The following is a 964-nucleotide window of genomic DNA, read 5'->3' as shown; positions in this document are numbered from 1 at the left end:
CTCGACCTCCACGCCCTTCTTGGTGATCCGGCACCCGCGCAGCCCGCGGGCGAGGTCCTCCACGGCCTCCCGTGCGGTCCAGCCGTAGCCGAACCCGGCCGGCACCGAGCTCTCCGCCAGCGCCGCGGCCGGCCGAGGAGCCAGGCCGGGGACCTTGGGCCGGACGCCGGCGAGCTGCAGCTGACGCTGCGCGTCGGCCGCGGTGACGGTGCCGGGCGCGACGAGGGTGAACGAGCCGGTCTCGTCGCTCGCGGCGAGAGCGACGAGCGCGCGGGTGACGTCGTCGTGGTGGACGACCTGCCGGGCGGCCGAGCCGGCGCCGAGCAGGTCGGCGAGGGTCTGCAGCGCCGGACGGTCCGCGCGGCGCCCGGCGACAGGGGCGACGTACACGGTCACGGGGACGGCTCCGGCCGCGGCCAGCGCCGCGGCCGCGGGGTGGCTGCCCCCGAGCGGGGAGGGGAGCACGACGCGGGTGCCCGCGGCGACGGAGAGCGGGCCGTCGGCGAGGTGGACCACGGCGTCCACGGCACCGGCCGCGGACGCGCTGTCGACGAGCTCGACGCCCGGGTCCAGATAGCGGTGCGGGTCGGTCGTGTGGCCGGCGACCTCGTGGCCGGCCGCCAGCAGCAGACGTGCGACGTCGCGACCGTCCTCGGTCGCGACTGCGGTGACCAGGATGCGCATGGTCTCTCCTCCTCGTGGTTCCCAGGCCCATGGCGGGCCAGAGCAGGAGCGTCCGGCCCGTGAGCGCCGTCACGTCGCGGAGTCCCACTGAGCGGGAGACCCCGGGTACGGCGGAGAGCCGGGCCGCAGGCTCACGATCCGTGACGAGCGAGCGCGAGTGGGACGAGACGTACGACGTCGTGGTGGTCGGGTCCGGTGGCGGTGGGATGACCGCGGCCTGGACCGCGGCGAGAGCGGGCGCCTCGGTGCTGCTGGTGGAGGCGGGCGGTGCGTTCGGCGG

2 protein-coding genes are annotated in these 964 nt (G+C 77.0%); one reads left to right on the top strand and one right to left on the bottom strand.

The window, feature by feature from the left end; all coding sequences use genetic code 11:
* Positions 1 to 684, bottom strand: a 684-nt coding sequence (locus FHP29_RS21470; protein ID WP_205013812.1) for a Rossmann-fold NAD(P)-binding domain-containing protein, incomplete at its 3' end; no start/stop codon positions are given.
* A gap of 29 nt (positions 685 to 713) precedes the next feature.
* On the opposite strand from FHP29_RS21470, the gene FHP29_RS23215 reads away from it, so the two are divergent.
* A partial coding sequence (locus FHP29_RS23215) for an FAD-binding protein (protein WP_205013829.1) occupies positions 714 to 964 on the top strand: 251 nt, incomplete at its 3' end.

Origin of the sequence: Nocardioides albidus, assembly GCF_006335005.1 — a bacterium.
In the GTDB taxonomy this organism is placed as follows: Bacteria; Actinomycetota; Actinomycetes; order Propionibacteriales; family Nocardioidaceae; genus Nocardioides; species Nocardioides albidus.
Note: the sequence above shows the minus strand (reverse complement) of the source record. Positions and strands in the feature narration are given on the sequence as shown.